12 protein-coding genes and 2 pseudogenes are annotated in these 17,076 nt (G+C 72.7%); 8 read left to right on the top strand and 6 right to left on the bottom strand.

Annotated features, from left to right (window positions below; translation table 11 throughout):
• The first annotated feature begins 48 nt into the window (after nucleotides 1-48).
• Nucleotides 49-1,362 carry a hypothetical protein gene (locus DJ476_RS31385; protein WP_112492089.1) on the top strand — a complete coding sequence of 438 codons (1,314 nt, stop codon included), beginning with the start codon at nucleotides 49-51 and terminating at the stop codon, nucleotides 1,360-1,362.
• Between the two features lie 160 nt (nucleotides 1,363-1,522).
• Here DJ476_RS31385 and katG read toward each other — a convergent pair whose 3' ends face one another.
• Nucleotides 1,523-3,778 carry a catalase/peroxidase HPI gene (gene katG, locus DJ476_RS31390; protein WP_112492090.1) on the bottom strand — a complete coding sequence of 752 codons (2,256 nt, stop codon included), beginning with the start codon at nucleotides 3,776-3,778 and terminating at the stop codon, nucleotides 1,523-1,525.
• A gap of 397 nt (nucleotides 3,779-4,175) precedes the next feature.
• Here katG and DJ476_RS31395 point away from each other — a divergent pair, with 397 nt between their 5' ends.
• Entirely contained in the window at nucleotides 4,176-4,586 is a 411-nt protein-coding gene (locus DJ476_RS31395) for a Fur family transcriptional regulator (RefSeq protein ID WP_103419426.1), read from the top strand.
• A 46-nt stretch (nucleotides 4,587-4,632) separates the two neighbouring features.
• Here DJ476_RS31395 and DJ476_RS31400 read toward each other — a convergent pair.
• Nucleotides 4,633-5,822 (bottom strand): annotated as a pseudogene (locus DJ476_RS31400) (amino acid deaminase/aldolase).
• Nucleotides 5,819-7,165, bottom strand: coding sequence for a D-arabinono-1,4-lactone oxidase (locus DJ476_RS31405; RefSeq protein ID WP_112492091.1), 1,347 nt, complete (start codon nucleotides 7,163-7,165; stop codon nucleotides 5,819-5,821). The pseudogene DJ476_RS31400 and the gene DJ476_RS31405 overlap by 4 nt, the downstream one beginning before the upstream one ends.
• A gap of 157 nt (nucleotides 7,166-7,322) precedes the next feature.
• Here DJ476_RS31405 and DJ476_RS31410 point away from each other — a divergent pair, with 157 nt between their 5' ends.
• On the top strand, nucleotides 7,323-8,237 hold the full coding sequence (locus tag DJ476_RS31410; protein ID WP_112492092.1) for a LysR family transcriptional regulator: 915 nt from the start codon (nucleotides 7,323-7,325) through the stop codon (nucleotides 8,235-8,237).
• A gap of 78 nt (nucleotides 8,238-8,315) precedes the next feature.
• Here DJ476_RS31410 and DJ476_RS31415 read toward each other — a convergent pair whose 3' ends face one another.
• Complete coding sequence (locus DJ476_RS31415; RefSeq protein WP_112492093.1) at nucleotides 8,316-8,915, bottom strand: TetR/AcrR family transcriptional regulator; 600 nt, start codon at nucleotides 8,913-8,915, stop codon at nucleotides 8,316-8,318.
• Between the two features lie 69 nt (nucleotides 8,916-8,984).
• On the opposite strand from DJ476_RS31415, the gene DJ476_RS31420 reads away from it, so the two are divergent.
• From DJ476_RS31420 to DJ476_RS31430, 3 genes and pseudogenes are all read left to right on the top strand, one after another.
• A complete protein-coding gene (locus DJ476_RS31420; protein ID WP_318294824.1) occupies nucleotides 8,985-10,256 on the top strand; it encodes an FAD-dependent monooxygenase in 1,272 nt (423 codons plus the stop codon).
• A complete protein-coding gene (locus DJ476_RS31425) occupies nucleotides 10,253-10,717 on the top strand; it encodes an LIC_13387 family protein (protein WP_112492094.1) in 465 nt (154 codons plus the stop codon). Before DJ476_RS31420 ends, DJ476_RS31425 begins: the two co-directional genes overlap by 4 nt.
• Before the next feature lie 86 nt (nucleotides 10,718-10,803).
• A pseudogene (locus tag DJ476_RS31430) lies at nucleotides 10,804-12,100 on the top strand (pyroglutamyl peptidase).
• Nucleotides 12,101-12,202: 102 nt separating this feature from the next.
• Here DJ476_RS31430 and DJ476_RS31435 read toward each other — a convergent pair.
• The gene (locus tag DJ476_RS31435) at nucleotides 12,203-13,090 is read right to left on the bottom strand and encodes a bile acid:sodium symporter family protein (RefSeq protein ID WP_103419433.1); all 888 of its coding nucleotides are present in this window, start codon (nucleotides 13,088-13,090) and stop codon (nucleotides 12,203-12,205) included.
• 391 nt (nucleotides 13,091-13,481) lie between these two features.
• On the opposite strand from DJ476_RS31435, the gene DJ476_RS31440 reads away from it, so the two are divergent.
• A complete protein-coding gene (locus DJ476_RS31440; RefSeq protein ID WP_112492677.1) occupies nucleotides 13,482-14,351 on the top strand; it encodes an alpha/beta fold hydrolase in 870 nt (289 codons plus the stop codon).
• Nucleotides 14,352-14,455: 104 nt separating this feature from the next.
• Nucleotides 14,456-16,417, top strand: coding sequence for an acyl-CoA dehydrogenase family protein (locus DJ476_RS31445; RefSeq protein WP_112492095.1), 1,962 nt, complete (start codon nucleotides 14,456-14,458; stop codon nucleotides 16,415-16,417).
• 42 nt (nucleotides 16,418-16,459) lie between these two features.
• Here the strand turns inward: DJ476_RS31445 and DJ476_RS31450 are convergent, their stop codons facing one another.
• Entirely contained in the window at nucleotides 16,460-17,062 is a 603-nt protein-coding gene (locus DJ476_RS31450) for a TetR/AcrR family transcriptional regulator (protein ID WP_103419435.1), read from the bottom strand.
• Between the last annotated feature and the right edge of the window lie 14 nt (nucleotides 17,063-17,076).

Genomic DNA, 17,076 nt, shown 5'->3' on the forward strand with positions numbered 1-17,076 from the left:
CTCCTCGCACCCCGGCCATAGGCTGTGCCGGGAGAACAAGGGGAGACGATGATCGACTATCTCAAGGCGACCGTTCCGGTGTGGACGCTCGCGACGGGGGACGTCCGGGTGCCCGCAGTGGCCGGGGACGGGCCGATGACGGCCGAGCGCCTGGGTGAACTGCGGGGGGTGCTGGCCGCCTTGGCCGACCGGCCGATCGCCACGTTGGAGGCACATCCGCTGCCCGACAAGCTCGACCGCGGTCGGGGCATCGCGCTCGAGGCCGCGAGCCCTCTGGCGCAGCACCTGTCGGAACTCGTCACGCGGACCGCGCGGAGTTCGTCCACGGCGGCCAAGGCGACCGCCGGCGGCGAGACCCTGTATCGCATGGTCGTTCCGGCGAAGTTCGCCGCCCAGTTCGATCAGGGTTTCATCTGCTCGATGGGATCGAGGGCGATGGCCGGTGGTGTCCGTGGGCCGCTCGTGGACACCACCGGCAAGATCGTCTCCGGCGTGACGTTCCTGCCGGTCGGCCGCACGGCAGCAGTCGGCGCCGTCGGTGGAGCCGGTGCGACAGCCGGTGTCGCGGCCGCCGGGAGCGCCGCGCTCACCGTGGCCGCGCCGTTCGTGCTCATGGCTGTGGCGGTGGGGGTGAGCGCGCACGCCGACCGCAAGCGTCAGCAGGCGATCGAGCACATTACGGAACTGCTGGAGCAGTTGCGGGAAGAGAAGCTCGATGACGAGCACAGCGCACTCGACGGCTGCCGCGATGCCATCGACAAGGCCACGGCCATCCTGCTCGACCAGGGCAAGCTCGGCATCTCGCTCGGGCTGGACTCGGCGGTGCACGCCATCAACACGGCGCTGGGCGCCGCCGACCGCCGTCTCGCCCGGTGGCGGAGCGCCCTGGACAAGCTCCCTGCCGGTGAGGCCGTCGAGATCGGTACGTTGACCAAGTCGTTCCCCGGCATCGACGAGGAGGGCGGCCGGTTCCGTGCACACCTCGAACTCGCCGCCCTGGCTGCCGCGTTGAAGCGGCGGGTCAACGTGCTGCAGGCCGTCGAGCACGCCCAGAACGACCCTGACAACCTGTTCGATAGCTTCACTCGTGCTCTCCGGCGCGACCAACAGCGCCTCGAAGAGCTGGAGTCGGGGATCGCCGACGTCCTCGTGCGCCTGTCGGCGCTGGAGTTGGCCCGCCCGGGCGGTCTGCGGCCGCCCGTGTTCACACCGGGTGAGGTCGATCGCCTGATGCGCGCCATGTACCGGATCCGCCGGTTGGGTGACGATGTCGCGGGCGGGAGCCGCGTCGCCGACGTGGTGATCGAGATGGCCCGTGAGAGGGACGGCTCGCTGGTGGTGTTCCCGGCGGTTCCCGCCTAGGGCCTGTCGTCAAACTGCCGCCTGCCGTGCGACGCCCGGCAGGCGGCAGTTTGACGACAGGCCCTAGCCGCGCTCGGAAGCGGGTGGGACCGAGCCGACCCCCGACATGCCGTGGGGCCGGTGCGCGCACACGCACCGGCCCCACGGACGCGGCAGCAGGTCAGACCAGGTCGAAGCGGTCCAGGTCCATGACCTTGGCCCAGGCGGCGACGAAGTCCGTCACGAACTTCTGCCGGGCGTCGTCGCTCGCGTAGACCTCGGCGAGGGCGCGGAGCTCGGAGTTGGAGCCGAAGACCAGATCGGCGCGGGTGCCGGTCCACTTGACCTGGCCGCTCGCGTCACGGGCCTCGAACTCGTCCTGTGCCGACGACGTCGACTTCCAGGTGATGCCCAGGTCGAGCAGGTTCACGAAGAAGTCGTTGGTCAGCGTGCCCGGGCGCTCGGTGAGGACGCCGTGCTTCGAGCCGCCGGTGTTGGCGCCCAGCACGCGCAGACCGCCGACCAGGACCGTGGTCTCCGGGGCGCTGAGCGTCAGGAGGTTGGCGCGGTCCAGGAGGAGGTACTCGGCGGGGAGGCGGGTGCCCTTGCCGACGTAGTTGCGGAAGCCGTCGTACGCGGGCTCCAGCGCGGCGAAGGACTCGATGTCCGTCTGCTCCTGCGTGGCGTCGACCCGGCCCGGGGTGAACGGCACCTCGACCTCGACGCCGGCGTCCTTGGCCGCCTGCTCGACGGCCGCGTTGCCCGCGAGGACGATCAGGTCGGCCAGCGAGACCTTCTTGCCGCCCTTGGTGTTGAAGGACTCCTGGATGCCTTCGAGGGCGCGCAGGACCTGGGCCAGCTCGTCCGGGTCGTTCGCCTCCCAGCCGCGCTGCGGCTCCAGGCGGACCCGGGCACCGTTGGCGCCACCGCGCTTGTCGCTGCCGCGGAAGGACGCGGCCGAGGCCCAGGCGGCCGAGACCAGCTGAGCCACCGTCAGGTCCGTGGCGAGCACCTGCTCCTTGAGCGCGGCGATCTCCGCGGCGTCCAGCGGCTCCTCGGTGCGCGCGGGCAGCGGGTCCTGCCACAGCAGTACCTCGGAGGGCACCTCCGGACCCAGGTAGCGCTGGATCGGGCCCATGTCACGGTGCGTCAGCTTGTACCAGGCGCGGGCGAAGGCGTCCGCGAACTCCTCCGGGTTCTCGTGGAAGCGGCGCGAGATCTGCTCGTACGCCGGGTCGAAGCGCAGCGACAGGTCGGTGGTGAGCATCTGCGGCTTGTGCTTCTTCGCCGGGTCGTGCGCGTCCGGGATGGTCGCCTCGGCGTCCTTGGCGACCCACTGGTGCGCCCCGGCCGGGGACTTGGTCAGCTCGTACTCGTAGGCGAAGAGGTTGTGGAAGAACTCGTTGCCCCACTTGGTCGGGGTGCTGGTCCAGGTCACCTCCAGACCGCTGGTGATGGCGTCCCCGCCCTTGCCCGTCCCGTACGAGCTGCGCCAGCCGAGGCCCTGCTCCTCCAGCGGGGCGCCCTCGGGGTCCGCGCCGACGCTCTCGGCCGGGCCCGCGCCGTGCGCCTTGCCGAAGGTGTGGCCACCGGCGATGAGGGCGACGGTCTCCTCGTCGTTCATCGCCATCCGGCGGAAGGTCTCGCGGATGTCGCGGGCGGCGGCGATCGGGTCCGGGTTGCCGTTGGGGCCCTCGGGGTTGACGTAGATCAGGCCCATCTGGACCGCGCCGAGCGGGTTCTCCAGCTCACGGTCGCCCGTGTAGCGCTCGTCGTCGAGCCAGGTGGTCTCCGGGCCCCAGTAGACGTCCTCCTCCGACTCCCAGACGTCCTCGCGGCCACCGGCGAAGCCGAAGGTCTTGAAGCCCATGGTCTCCAGGGCCACGTTGCCGGTGAGGATCAGCAGGTCGGCCCAGGAGAGCGACTGGCCGTACTTCTTCTTGACCGGCCAGAGCAGACGGCGCGCCTTGTCCAGGTTGCCGTTGTCCGGCCAGCTGTTGAGCGGGGCGAAGCGCTGCTGACCGGCGCCCGCGCCACCGCGGCCGTCGCTGATGCGGTACGTGCCGGCGCTGTGCCAGGCCATCCGGACCATCAGCGGCCCGTAGTTGCCGAAGTCGGCGGGCCACCAGTCCTGCGAGGTGGTGAGCACCTCGGCGATGTCCCGTTTCACGGCGGGCAGGTCGAGCGCCCGGAACGCGGCGGCGTAGTCGAACTCCTCGCCCAGCGGGTTCGCCACGGCGGGGTTCTTGGCCAGGATCTTCAGGTTGAGGCGGTCCGGCCACCACTGGCGGTTCCCGCCGCCCTGCGTGGGGTGCGGCGCGCGGCCGTGGGCCACGGGGCAGCCGCTCGCCTGCGCCTCGGGCACCTCGGGGATGGCCGTCTCGGGCGAATCCGGGGTGACGGGGTCGAAGACGTGAGACTCGTGGTTCTCGGTCATGGGAAATCCTTCCGGACCCGGCGGGTCGTGGGGCGCTGAACGGGGGAGGAGGATTCGGGCCGTGCAGAAGGGGCACGCTGGGGTGGGAAGGCTCGCCGTGAGCCGGACCGAGGTCTCGCGGACCGCCGCACCGGGTGGTCCCGGGCGATGGTGGCGAGGAGGGTGCTCGGCCGACGGGCGGCGCCGCGCGGTGGTCCGGCGGTGTTCCGTCGCATGTCTCTGCTGCCGTACCGGAGTCTTCCTGTCTCTTGGATGTCGCCGGGATCGATCCTACAATGGACATCGTCTAAGTCAAGAAGCGCACTAAGTATAGCGATCGGGTACGGCGCCGTGGGATCCTTCCGCGCATCGCATGGCCCGAAACGAAGCCCTCCGTGAAACGAGGCAGGTGAATCGAGTGAGCGACCTCCTTCAGCGGCTGCGGGGCCGTGGCTGGCGGCTGACCTCCCAGCGGCGTGTCGTCGCGGAGGTCCTCGACGGCGACCATGTGCACCTGACGGCGGACGAGGTGCATGTACGGGCCGCCGCCAAACTCCCCGAGATCTCCCGCGCCACCGTCTACAACACGCTGGGGGAGCTGGTCGCGCTCGGAGAGGTGCTGGAGGTCTCCACCGTCGGCCGCGCCAAGCGCTACGACCCGAACGCGCGCCGCCCCCACCAGCACCTGGTCTGCTCCGGCTGCGGCACGGTCCGCGACGTCCTCCCGGCGGGCGACGCCCTCGGTGATCTGCCCGAGTCCGAGCGGTTCGGCTTCACCGTCGGCTCGGTGGAGATGACCTACCGCGGCCTCTGCCCGGCCTGCGCCTGAGCGGGCCGACGCCTCCGCGGGAGAGCCCGTCCGAAGCGGTGTCCCTCTACAGCAGTGCCCGGCCCTCGCCCCGATAGGTGGGCAGTACGTCGACGACGCGGTCGCCGTCCACGAGATGGAGCGCGTTCACGCGCTCGCACAGCTCCCCGGCCTTGGTGTGCCGGAACCAGACCCGGTCACCGATGGCCAGCCCTGCCGCGCCCGGACCGGTCAGCGGCGTCTGGACCTCGCCCGCGCCCTCCAGCCGGGTCAGCCGCAGGCCCGGCGGCCAGACCGGGGTGGGGAGCCGGTCGCGGCCCGCCGCGCCCGAGGCGGGCCAGCCGCCCCGAGCACGGTCGCGCGGGCGGCGGACGGGCGCCGGACGACGGACTGGACGAAGAACGCCGCGGGCCGGGGCCGGAAGCCGCGGTAGGTGTCGAAGAGGGTCGGCGCGTACAGACCCGACCCCGCGCCCAGTTCGGTGACGGCGGCCTCGGCGGCGGTGGACTCCAGGCTGCCGGTCCCGCCGCCGTTGACGAACTCCAGCGGCGCCACCTCCCGTACGGCCGCGACCACCGCCGCACGACGGAGCCGTAGTTCACGCCGGGAGACCCCCTGCAACACCCGGATCGCCGCACGCCTTAGCGGTGCGCCGGGGGCGCTGTCACCGACTCCGGCGATCTGGGCCTCGTACGCCATCACCCCGACCAGCCGCAGGCCGGAGCGCGCGACCACGGCCCGCGCGAGATCCCGGGCCTGGGCGGGGGTGTGCAGCGGCGATCGGTGCGTGCCGAAGTGCAGCCTGCCGCCGAGGGAGGTGAGCGAGGCGTCGAGATCGAGACAGACCCGCAGTGGCCGGCCGCCCGCCGCGGCGGCTGCGGCGATCCGGTCCAGGTGCGCCGGGCAGTCGGCCATCACGGTGACCCGGGCCGCGAGCGCCGGGTCCGCCGCCAGTCGGCGCAGGGCGTCGTCGTCGGCGGTCGGGTAGCCGACCAGCACATCGTCGAACTCCTCGGCGAGCCACAGGGCTTCGGGCAGGGTGAAGGCGAGGATGCCCGCGAAGCCGGGCAGGGCGAGCACCGAGCGGAGGACGGACCGGCACCGTACCGACTTGCCGGCGACCCGGATCGGCTTGCCCCCGGCCCGGCGGCGCATGGACTCCGCGTTGTGGTGGAGGGCCCGGAGGTCCAGCACCGCGAACGGTGGCCGGATCTCGCGGGTGGCCCGGTCGAGGGCGGTGAAGTCGACGGTGTTCACGGGCGGTCGGTCCTTCCGGTACGGGGACGGGCGGGCGCCGCACCGACCGGGCCGAGGACCCGGGCCACGTAGTCGTTGGTGAACACACCGTCCGGGTCGAGACGGGCCCGTACGGCCTGGAAGTCCTGCCAGCCGGGGTAGCGGGGGGCCAGCGTGCCGGAGGTCTGGAAGTGGCGCTTGCCCCAGTGCGGGCGGCCCCCGTACTCGTCCATGATGGCTTCGACAGCGCGGAAGAACGCCTCGTACTCGGCCCGTACGACCTGGTGGACCGCGAGATAGGCGGTGTCGCGGCCGTACGCGGTGGAGAGGAAGGCGTCGTCGGGCGCGGTGAACCGCAGCTCGATCGGGAACAGCACGGGCAGCCGCCGGTCGGTGATCAGCGCCCGGACCCGCTCCAGCGCCTCGGCGGCGTGGACGCGCGGGATCGCGTACTCCATCTCCGTGAACCGGACCCGCCGCCGGTGCGCGTAGACCCGGTGGCTGTCGTCGAGCTGCTCGTAACGGCCGACCGCGCCGGTGACCGCACGGGCGATCCCCGGAACCGCACGGGGGAAGAGACGGCCCAGGTGGCAGGCGGCGCCCAGGCCCGCGTTGCTGAGCACGTCGTCGTTCCACCACGCGGAGACCCGGCCCGGCGGAGCCGCCGGGCGGTCGGTACGGCGCGAGGCATAGGTCAGGACCTGGTCCGTGTGCGGCAGCGCCATGACCTCGAAGTGGTCGTACGTGGCCACGAGCGCGTCCAGATCGGCCAGCACCTCGCCCACCGGGCGCAGCTCGTCCACCCGGTGGACACGGAATGCGGGGACACAGCGCAGCGTGTACTCGGAGATCACGCCGAGCGCCCCGAGCGAGACCCGGGCCGCGCGCCAGGCGTCCGGGTCGCCCGCCTCGTCGATCTCGACGACCTCGCCGGTCGCGGTGACCAGCCGGCAGCCGACGACATTGGCCGACAGATTGGGGAAGCGCTCCCCGGTGCCGTGGGTGGCGGTGGCCATCGCCCCGGCCAGGGACTGCGTGTCGATGTCGCCCTGGTTCTCCAACGCCAGCCCGTGCCGGTGGAGTTCGGCGGTCAGTCGGTGCAGCTTGATACCGGCCTCGATCCGCACCAGACCGGTCGCCCGGTCGACGTCGAGGACGCGCCCCATGCCGCTCTGGTCCACCATGACGCCATCGGTGAGACAGGTGTCGGTGAACGAGTGCCCGCTGCCCACCGGCCGGACCCGCAGTCCGTCCCGGGCCGCGCGGGCGAGCGCCTCGCTCAACTGCTCCTCGCTCGCCGGGCGTTCGACGCGGGTGGGGGAACAGCTCTGCTGGCGGGCCCAGTTGCGCCACTTCTCCGCCACTACGGTCTCCTTCGTTCGCGGTGATCGAGGTGTTCGAGCCGTTCGAGGCGCTTGAGGTGTTCGAAGCCTGTTCGCGTCCTGGGGCGACCGTAGGGGCGCCCGCGTTCCGGAGGGAAACAACGAATCGGGCGTGCGTCTACCATCAGAGGTTGTGGATGTGGCCACGCAGAAACTGCGGAACTTCGTCGTCGTGGCGGAAGAGCTGAACCTCAGCCGGGCGGCACCCCGCCTCTTCGTCACCCAGCAGGCGCTCAGCAAGCAGCTCCGCGACCTCGAAGAGGCCGTCGGCGTGCGGCTGCTGGACCGTTCCACGCGCCGAATGGCGCTGACCCCGGCCGGGGAAGTGTTCCTGGCCTCGGTCAGGGAGGCGCTCGCCGTGCTGGACGCCGGAGTGGCCGCGGCGCGGAGCGCGGGCCCGGGGGGCAGGGTCCGCCTGGGGTTCCTCATGGGCGGTGCGCTGGAGCTGACCACGCCGATCCTGGCCGCGTTCTCGGCGCGGTGCCCGGACATCGAGCTGGAGCTGCACGAGACCGGCCTCGCCGACCCCTCCGCCGGGCTGGCCGACGGCTCCTCGGACGTCGCGATCGTCCGGCTCCCGCTCGCCCTGCCCGATCTCGACGTGCTGCCGCTCTTCGTGGAGCCCCTGGTCGTCGCGCTGCCGCCGCACCACCGGCTGGCCGGGCGGGCGAGCCTCACCGCCGAGGACGTGATCGACGAACCGCTGGCCGTCGGCCGTACTGCCGACGCGGTCTGGCGGCGCTACTGGACCCTGGACGAACAGCGTGGCGGCCGCCCGCCCGGCCTCGTCCGGGAGACCACCACCCACACCGAGGAGCTGCAGCTCGTCGCCGCCGGCCTGGCCTGCTCGATCACGGTGGCCGGTGCCCGGCGCCACACCCCGCTCGCGGGCGTACGGTACGTCCCGCTCACCGGGGTCCCCGGTTCCACGGTGGCCGTCGCCCGGCGGCGGGGGCAGGGCGGCCCGGACGTGGAACGGTTCGTGGCCGTCGCCCGGGAGGTACGCGACCGGGAGAGCGCGATCGTGCGCGCCATCGAGGCCCCGTTGGTCTGATCGGGGCCTCGACGGTCCAGGAGCACCCTGTCGGTTCGGTCGTTCCCGGGGTGCTTCCGTGCCTCGGGGGGCGTGCCCTCAGGGAGCGAGCAGGGCGGTGAGCATCCGCCGTACGACCAAGGTCAGTTCGGCCGGGTCCGGTGCCGGGCGGCTCGCGGCCGGGGCCCCGGCGAGGCGGTCGTACAGCAGGCCGTCGGTCCAGGCGACGAGCAGGTCCGCCGCCTGTTCCGGGTCGGGGGCGCCGAGCGAGGCCAGCAGCGTGGCGGCCCTGGCTCGTGCGGCGCGGCCGCCGGTCTCCAGGTCGGCGCGGAGTTCCGGGCGGCGGGTCGCCTCCAGGCTCAGTTCGAAGCGGGCCAGCTGTCGGTCGCGTTCCGTGGTCAGCCAGTGGTGCAGCAGCGCGGCGAGGGCCTCGGCGGCGGAGTCCGGATCCGGGGTGCCGTGCTCCTTCTCCCAGAGGTCCACATCGGTGACCGTCAGCGCGGCCAGGCGGAGGTAACAGGCGCTGATCAGGGCGGATCGCGTGCGGAAGTAGTACGACGTGCTGCCGGCGGGCAGCCCCGCCGCCGTGTCGACCGCGCGATGGGTCAGGCCGCGCAGGCCTGCGGCGGCCACGGTGGCGATGGCGGTGTCGGCGATCAGGTCCCGGCGGTCGGGAAGAGGAGCAGGCATGGTCCGCACTCTATAGGTGTAGAGTTCGGAGCGTGATCCTCTACAGGTGTAGAGGGCGTGTGTGGGGAGGCGTTCCTTATGGGTGTTCGTCATGCTGTCGTGGCCGGGGGCGGGATCGGGGGCCTGACGGCCGCGGTGGCGCTGAGCCGTCGCGGGTGGCGGGTGACCGTGTGCGAGCGGGCTCCCGCCGTCACGGGGATCGGCGCGGGCATCGTGCTCGCCCCCAACGCCCTGCGCGCCCTGCACTCGATCGGCCTGGGACCCGCGGTGTCGGAGGGTGAGCCCCTGGCCGGTGCGCTCGGACTCCGTACCCCCGACGGTGCGTGGCTGAGCCGGACCGGCGCCGCTGCCTCCCGCTACGGGCTTCCCGCCCGCGCCGTGCACCGCGGCTTCCTGATCGACGCCCTCGCCGCCGTCCTGCCGACCGACGCACTGCGCCTCGGCGTCCCGGTGAGCGGGGTGGACGACGGCGGCGATGCGGTGGTGGTGCGTACGCCGGAGGGGGAGCTGCGCGCGGACGCCGTCGTGGCGGCCGACGGACTGCGCAGCGTGCTCCGAGGACAGCTCTTCCCCCGGCACCCCGGTCCGCGCTACGCCGGTGAGACCGGCTGGCGTGCGGTGCTGTCCGGCACCGGCCTGCCCGCGCTGCCGGCGGCCGAGACGTGGGGGAGAGGGGAGCGGTTCGGGATCGTCCCCCTCGTCGACGGCCGGGTCTATGTGTACGCGACCGCCGTCACCGGGCCCGGTACGCGACCGGCCGACCACCTCGCTGAGCTGATCCGGCGCTTCGGCGCCTGGCACGACCCGATCCCCGCGCTGCTGGAACGCCTTGAACAATCGGACCGGCACGGCCCCGACCCCGTGGGCATCCTCCACCACGACTTCTACGAACTCGCCGCGCCCCTGCCCCGGTTCCACTCCGGCCGGGTGGCCCTGCTCGGTGACGCCGCCCATGCGATGACGCCCAACCTGGGCCAGGGCGGCTGCCAGGCCATCGAGGACGCGGTCGTCCTGGCGCACCTCCTCGCGGGCGACACCGACGTACCGGCCGCGCTCGCCGCCTACACGGAGGCCCGGCACGGACGCACCACCCGGATCAGCCGTCGCTCCCGGCACATGGGGGACCTCGCCCGGCTCTCCCATCCCGTGGCCGTCTCCGTCCGCAACTTCGCCGTACGGGCCACGCCTTCGGCGGTTACGAGAAGGGGGCTGGACACGCTCCTGGCTTGGCAGCCCCCGCCAGGCCCGGCCTCGGCGACCGGTTCGGGCCCGTCGGCCGGTTCTGACCCGCCCCCGACCCCTGCCCCAACGCCCCACCCGTCCGTCGACATCAAGGAGCAGCAGCCATGACCACCGCGATCCCCGCCGCCCGTACCTCTGCCGGAGCCGACGCCGTACGGCCCTTCAAGGTCGGCGCCTACGGATTCGTCGTCCTAGGGGTCGGCCACCTCGCCCTCTCCGCCGCCGCGGCCTCGGCCGCCCCGACCCCCGAGCAACGTACGGCCGACACAGCCATGCGGGAGTCCACCTTCACCCTGCTCGGCCTGGAACGCACCGCCTTCGACGTCACCCACGGCATGAGCATCGCCATGGCTTTCTTCGCCGTCGCCTGCGGTCTGCTGATGCTCGCCGCCGTCCGGCACGCTCCTGACCTCGTCCGACTGCGTACCGCCTTCGGCTGGGTACCCCTGGTGGCCTCCCTGGTCATCCTCGGAACAGCGGTCATCCTGCTGCCCGCGCCGCCGATCGTCGTCCTGGCCGTCACCAGCTGCGCTTTCGCCCTGTCGCTGCGGAGAGGGGCCGCGGTCTGACGTACGGGCGGGAACCCTGCCCCATGGCGCCGCCGCCCGTCGTGCCGCGATACTGCGGGCCAACCGTTTCTGCCGAAAGGGCCCACGTGACGCACCCGTTCCCCGCAATCACCCGGCTCGGCCTCGGCGGTGTGGCGCTGGCGCTCGTCCTGGCGGGCTCCACCCTGCCCGCCACGGCGGCCCCCGCCGACGCCGTACGCGCCACCGGGCGGACCACGGTCGAGGAGCAGCGCCTCGACCGGGCCGCCCCGCAGGAGATCCTGCGCCGCAGCGGATTCGACGTCCTCGCCCCGCGCTTCGCCCGTGCCCTGGAGGGCTCCCGCAACTACGCCCAGGCGGAGCGGGAGGTCACCCGCCATGCCTCGGCGCTGTGGCGGCGGGCCGTGGACCGTGCCCAGGGGCGCGGCCCGGCCGGGGGCGACCTGAGCCGGGGCGACGACCGGCCGCTGTACTGGGCCCGGCTCGCCCTCAGCAGCGAACTCCGTACGTGGACCCCCCCGGTTCGCCCTGGACGAGCGGCGGCGCGCGGCCCTGCGCACCGCTCTGGAGACCGCCTCGCGCGGCCAGGACGACATCCGCCACCCCGGGCCCCGGGTGAAACGCGTCCTCGTCACCGGCTTCGACCCGTTCACGCTGGACCGGGACGTCCGGATCGGCAACCCCTCGGGCGCGAGCGCACTCGCCCTGGACGGCACCCTGGTGCGGACCGCCGAGGGACCGGCCCGGATCGAGACCGTGGTCTTCCCGGTCCGCTGGACGGACTTCGCCGACGGGGCCGTCGAGAGGGCCCTCGCCCGGCACCTGCCCCACCTGGACCTGTTCACCACCGTCAGCCAGGGCCGCCCGGGCCGCTTCGACGTGGAACGCACCAACGGCGCCTGGCGCGGCGGCTTCCCCGACAACGAGAACCTCTCCCGTACGGAGACCGTCCCCGTCACCGATCCCGCCTCGCAGCCGCAGTGGACCTCCACGACCCTCCCGTACCGCCTGCTCACCGAGGCGGACACGGGCCGCTTCCCGGTGTACGACAACACCCAGGTCACCGAGATCCCGGCGGGCGCCACCCAGCCGGTGAGCAGGCCGGACGGCCCCACCCCGGGCTCGACCGCACGGGCCGGAGGCGGCGGCGACTACCTCTCCAACGAGATCGCCTACCGGGCCACCCTGCTGCGCGACCGGCTGGGACTGCCGGGGCTGCCCGGCGGCCATCTGCACACGCCGGTGCTCCAGTTCGGCACGGGCAACACGGACCCGGCGACGGGCACCGTCACCGACCCGGAGTTCGAGCGCAACCGTGCGGACATCGTGCGCCAGGTACGGGCCCTGGTGGTGACGGCGGTGGGCGTGGCCCCTGAAGGGTGGGAGAAGGGCCCGGGCCGCTAGTCCTCCGGGGCGGGAACTCTGTCGGGTCGGGAATTCTGTTACGTGATCGCCTCTCCTGCCCCCGGGCGGCCGGGCGGACGGTCCTTCCGTGGTGCCGCGTTGTCATCCGGTCGGTTGGTGGAGGTTCTTCTCGGTGTCGGTGTGTCGTCGGGTGATCAGGTAGCCGAAGGCGGCCGCGAGGACGTACATGAGTACTGAGTAGACGGCGCTGGGGATCGCGACCTCGGTGCTGTCCAGGACGCTGAGCGCGATGGTGAGTGCCACCGTCGTGTTGTGGATGCCGACCTCCATGGAGCTCGCTATCGCCTGGCGCTTGTCCAGGCGGAGCAGCCGGGCACCGGCGTAGCCGAGGGTGAGGCTCGCGAGGCAGAAGATGCCGGTGACCAGACCGACCTGCTGCATGTAGTCGGCCAGGTTCTCCCGCTCACCCAGCAGGGCACCGACCGAGACGATCACCAGCACGAGGATGGAGAAGATCCGGACCGGACGGTCGGCGCGTGCGGCGAAGTCGGCGGAGCGTCGGCGGACCGCCATACCGACAGCGACCGGGATGAGCACGATGGCGATCACCTGCACCACCTTGCCGAGCTGCAGACCGAGGTCGCCCTGGGCGTCGAAGTGGTCGATGGCCAGGTTGGTGATGATCGGGATGGTGATGGCGGCGAGCACCGAGTTGATCGCGGTCAGGGTGATGTTGAGGGCCACGTCTCCTCGGAAGAGGTGGCTGAAGAGGTTGGCCGTGGTCCCGCCGGGGGACGCGGCCAGCAGCATCACGCCGACGGCGAGCAGGGGGTCGAGGTCGAAGAGCTTCACCAGCCCGAAGGCGATGAGCGGGAGCACCAGCACCTGTAGCACCAGCGCGACGACCACGGCCCTCGGTGACCGGCTGACCCTCCTGAAGTCGTCGGTGGTGAGGGACAGCCCGAGGCCGAACATGATGATCGCCAGGGCGATCGGCAGGCCGGTGGTGATGAGCGCTGAGTCGTTCATCGGTCTCCTGTGGATGGGAAGGAGTGGGCGCGGCAGGGATTCCGGCGCAGGTGACGGGGGCCGGGCCATGCGATGGTCGTCCGCAGCACCAGGCGGTGGCAAGACCTTGGCCGTCTCTCTGTTGCCTCATCCTCGGCCCGGGCATGGCGCCGCGTGCCTACGAGCACGGGCCCCCGGCAGTGACACGAACGCCCCCGCCACGCGATCGGTGAGCTGATGCTCGAAGTCGCCCCGGCCTCCTACCCCTCCGACCCCCACGCCCCCGACGCCCTGACTCGGACGACCAGGTCACGGGTGGGTACGGCCCCGGACGACCGGCTGAAAGGCCCGGGCCGCCGAGCCGCGGGTGCGCGTGCGATGAGTTTTCGTGGCCGGGGCGGTCTACCCGGGTATGAAGACTCACACGCTCACCACGGCCGGCGCGGATCTCGTCTACGACGTGCGCGAGCCCCAGGCCGGAGCCGACGGGCGTCCGCCGCTGTTCATGGTCGGCGCGCCCATGGACGCCACCGGGTTCGCCGCGCTCGCGGCCCGATTCCCCGAGCGGACGGTCGTCACCTACGACCCGCGCGGACTGGGTCGGAGCACCCGCGGCGACGGACGGACCGACCACACCCCCGAGACCCAGGCCGACGATCTGCACGCCGTGATCGGGGCGCTCGGCGGCGGCCCGGTCGAGATGTTCGCCAGCAGCGGCGGCGCGGTCACCGCGCTCGCGCTCGTGGCGCGCCACCCCGGCGACGTCTCCGTCCTGGTCGCGCACGAACCGCCGCTCATCACCCTCACCCCGGACGGCCCCGCCGCGGTCCGGGCCCGGGCCGCCGTCCGGGAGGCGTACGAGCAGCGCGGGTGGGGGGCCGGGATGGCCGCCTTCGTCGCCATGACCTCCTGGGAGGGCGAGTTCACCGACGCGTACTTCGCGCAGCCTGCCCCCGACCCGGCCGCGTTCGGGATGCCCACCGAGGACGACGGGTCGCGGGACGATCCGCTTCTCTCCGACCGGTCCTGGGCGATCAGCGACCACCGCCCGGACGTCGAGGCCGTCACGGGTGCGCCCACCCGGGTGGTGATCGCCGTGGGGGAGGAGTCCCGTGCCGTCCAGACCGGGCGCACCTCCGACGCCGTCGCGGAACTGCTCGGGCAGCGGGCCACCGTCTTCCCCAGCCACCACGGCGGCTTCCTGGACGGGGAGTTCGGCTACCCGGGCAAGCCCGACGAGTTCGCCCACCGGCTGCGCGAGGTGCTGGACGGCGCCTCGTAGGCCGGAGCGGGCCCGGATGGAGCCGGAGCGGGTCCGGCCGTATGTACCCCGTCCGGCAGAGTGTCCGACCGAGTGATCGTTCCCGGGCGGGGTAGCGAACGGATATGACCACTGACAGAACAGCCCCCGCTCCCGACGGATATGTGCAGCCGCAGCTCGACGTCCCGGCCCTGACCGGGCTGCTCGACGGCGAGTACGCCGAGGTCCGCGACCTGGTCCGCACCAACCTGGTGACGTACGCCTCCGTCCTGGAGGAGGCCGACGAACTCGGCATCGACGCGTTCCGCGAGCGGGTGCGCGAGCTGGTGGTCGGGATGGCGGCGACCGGGCAGACCGGCATGGGCTTCCCCAAGGAGTACGGCGGGGGCGGCGACGTCGGGGCCTCGATCGCCGCCTTCGAGACGCTCGCCTACGGTGACCTGTCGGTGCTGGTCAAGGTCGGCGTGCAGTTCGGGCTCTTCGGCGGAGCGATCCTCCACCTGGGCACCGAACGCCACCACGACGCCTATCTGCCCCGCCTGATCACCGGGGAGCTGATGGGCTGCTTCGCGATGACCGAGACCGGGCACGGCTCCAACGTGCAGGCGCTCGGCACCGTCGCGCGGTACGACGCCGCCACGGGCGAGTTCGTCATCACCACCGAGGGCGAGCAGGCCCGCAAGGACTACATCGGCAACGCCGCCCGCCACGGAGAGCTGGCCGTCGTCTTCGCCCAGCTGGAGGTCGGCGGTACGTCCGAGGGCGTCCACGCCTTCGTCGTACCGATCCGGGTCGACGGCGAGCCCGCGCCCGGCGTCGACATCGAGGACGACGGCCGCAAGATGGGCCTCAACGGCGTGGACAACGGGCGCATCCGCTTCGACGGGGTGCGCGTGCCCCGCGAGGCGCTGCTCAACCGGTTCGCGGACGTCACCTCCGAAGGCGTCTACGAGAGCACGATCGACAACCCCGACCGCCGCTTCTTCACCATGCTCGGCACCCTCGTCCAGGGCCGGGTCAGCGTCGGCGGGGCCGGGGTGAGCGCCTCCAAGGTCGCCCTCGCCGTCGCCACCAAGTACGCCCTGCGGCGGCGCCAGTTCGAGGCCAACCCCGAGGGCGAGGAGCAACTGCTCCTGGACTACGGGCTGCACCAGCGCCGGCTGCTGCCGCTCATCGCCCGTACGTACGCCCTGCACTTCGCCCAGGACGTCGTCCGCGGGCAGCTGCACGACGTGTTCTCCGGCGTCGAGGACGACCCGCAGGCCCGGCGCCGGCTGGAGGCCCGGGCCGCCGGGACCAAGGCGCTCGGCACCTGGCACGCCACCCGGACGATCCAGGAGTGCCGCGAGGCGTGCGGCGGCGCGGGCTATCTCGCCGTCAACCGGTTCGCCGCCCTCAAGGCCGACAGCGACATCTTCACCACCTTCGAGGGCGACAACCACGTCCTGCTCCAGCTCGTCGCCAAGGGACTGCTGACGGACTACGCCAGCGAGTTCGAGGACCTGGACCAGCTCGGCATGGTCCGGTACGTCACCAACCTCGCCGTCGAGACGGTCATCGAGAAGACCTCCGCCCACAAACTGCTCGAACGCGTACGGGATCTGCTGCCCGGCGGCGACGAGTGGGACCAGGAGGCCGGGCTGCTCGACTCCGAGTACCAGCTCGCCATGGTCCGCTACCGGGAGGAGCACATGCTCGCCGGGGTGGCCCGCAGGCTCAAGAGCGGCATCGACCGGAAGCGCGACGCGGGCGCGGTCTTCTCCGAGGTGCAGGACCACGTCATCGCCGTCGCCCACGCGCATGTCGAGCGGCTGGTGCTGGAGGCGTTCGTCGAGAAGATGCGGACGCTGCCCGAGGGCGGCAACAAGGTCGCGCTCGGCCTGCTCTGCGACCTCTTCGCCCTGTCGACGATCGAAGCGGACCGGGCGTGGTTCATGGAGCACGGCCGCCTCACCGTCCAGCGCTCCAAGGCGATCACCCGCGAGGTGAACGACCTCTGCCGCAAGATCCGGCCCCTCGCGGGCGACCTCGTCGACGCCTGGGGCATCCCGGCCGAGATGCTGCGCGCCCCGGACCTGGTGGGCTGACCCGCCGCCCCCCCCGTACTCCCCCCCCGGGGGGTGACGTCACTACTCCCGGGGTGAGGTCGCCGCCAGCACCAACTGCACGCAGTGCGCCTCCAGCCGCTCGCGCGGGACGTCGAGCGTGCCGTGCAGCCACCCCGCGAAGAGGCTCGCCAGGCCGCCCACCAGCGCGTGGGCGGCCATCCGGCGGTCGATGCCGTCCCCCGTACCGGCGAGCTGACCGCCGACGAGATCGGTGAAGACCGGCATCAGCCGGTGGCTGTGGGCCCCGAGCGCCGGGTCCGCGAAGGGCTCCAGGAGCAGCAGCCGCCCCTTGTGCGGGGCGTCCAGGACCAGGGCGACGAAGGCGGCGACGGCGGCCCGGGCCCGGACCTCCGGCTGCGGGGCGCTCACCGCCACGGCCTCCTCCAGCGCCCTCCTGGCCTCGTCGGCCACCCGCTCGAAGGCGGCGAGGAGCAGCTCGTCGCGCCCGGCGAAACTCTCGTAGAAGTAGCGGTCCGTCAGCCGCGCCCGCCTGCAGACGGAGCGGACCGTGACGGCCGCGCACCCCTCCTCCCCGGCCAGCCGCTCGGCGGTGTCCAGCAGCGCCTGCCGACGGGCCGCGCGACGATCGGCCAGCTTGGTCCCGCCCCAGCTCCGCTCGGCCAACTCGCCTTCCCCTC

It is taken from the genome of Streptomyces bacillaris (genome assembly GCF_003268675.1).
Taxonomy (GTDB): Bacteria; Actinomycetota; Actinomycetes; order Streptomycetales; family Streptomycetaceae; genus Streptomyces; species Streptomyces bacillaris.

Excerpts from the sequence above, each read along its gene's own strand:
- DJ476_RS31385 (WP_112492089.1), top strand. The coding sequence starts at position 49 with ATGATCGACTATCTCAAGGCGACCGTTCCGGTGTGGACGCTCGCGACG.
- DJ476_RS31435 (WP_103419433.1), bottom strand. The coding sequence starts at position 13,090 with ATGAACGACTCAGCGCTCATCACCACCGGCCTGCCGATCGCCCTGGCG.
- DJ476_RS31420 (WP_318294824.1), top strand. The coding sequence starts at position 8,985 with ATGGGTGTTCGTCATGCTGTCGTGGCCGGGGGCGGGATCGGGGGCCTG.
- DJ476_RS31440 (WP_112492677.1), top strand. The coding sequence starts at position 13,482 with ATGAAGACTCACACGCTCACCACGGCCGGCGCGGATCTCGTCTACGAC.
- katG (WP_112492090.1), bottom strand. The coding sequence starts at position 3,778 with ATGACCGAGAACCACGAGTCTCACGTCTTCGACCCCGTCACCCCGGAT.
- DJ476_RS31425 (WP_112492094.1), top strand. The coding sequence starts at position 10,253 with ATGACCACCGCGATCCCCGCCGCCCGTACCTCTGCCGGAGCCGACGCC.
- DJ476_RS31445 (WP_112492095.1), top strand. The coding sequence starts at position 14,456 with ATGACCACTGACAGAACAGCCCCCGCTCCCGACGGATATGTGCAGCCG.